General features: G+C 51.5%; 4 tRNA genes. All 4 read right to left on the minus strand.

The features are described 5' to 3' along the window. Position 1 precedes the first annotated feature (1 nt). A tRNA-Leu gene (locus CD129_RS04930) sits at positions 2-87 on the minus strand. A 6-nt stretch (positions 88-93) separates the two neighbouring features. Beyond that, a tRNA-Gly gene (locus tag CD129_RS04935) sits at positions 94-168 on the minus strand. A gap of 31 nt (positions 169-199) precedes the next feature. Further along, positions 200-281 (minus strand) — tRNA-Leu (locus CD129_RS04940). Positions 282-283: 2 nt separating this feature from the next. After that, positions 284-356, minus strand: a tRNA-Lys gene (locus CD129_RS04945). Positions 357-373: the final 17 nt, after the last annotated feature.

Below are 373 nucleotides of genomic sequence, written 5' to 3' on the forward strand. Positions count from 1 at the left end.
GTGCCGAGGACCGGAATCGAACCGGTACGGTAATCACTTACCGCAGGATTTTAAGTCCTGTGCGTCTGCCAGTTCCGCCACCCCGGCAAATAATGGAGCAGAAGACGGGATTCGAACCCGCGACCCCAACCTTGGCAAGGTTGTATTCTACCGCTGAACTACTTCTGCAAGATTAAATGCTTGAATCATATTAATAAAATGCGGGTGAAGGGAGTCGAACCCCCACGCCTTGCGGCGCTAGATCCTAAGTCTAGTGCGTCTGCCAATTCCGCCACACCCGCTATGAGCCATAGAGGATTCGAACCTCTGACCCTCTGATTAAAAGTCAGATGCTCTACCAACTGAGCTAATGGCTCTAAAAAATGGTGCCGGC

It is taken from the genome of Mammaliicoccus fleurettii (genome assembly GCF_003970575.1).
Lineage (GTDB): Bacteria > Bacillota > Bacilli > Staphylococcales > Staphylococcaceae > Mammaliicoccus > Mammaliicoccus fleurettii.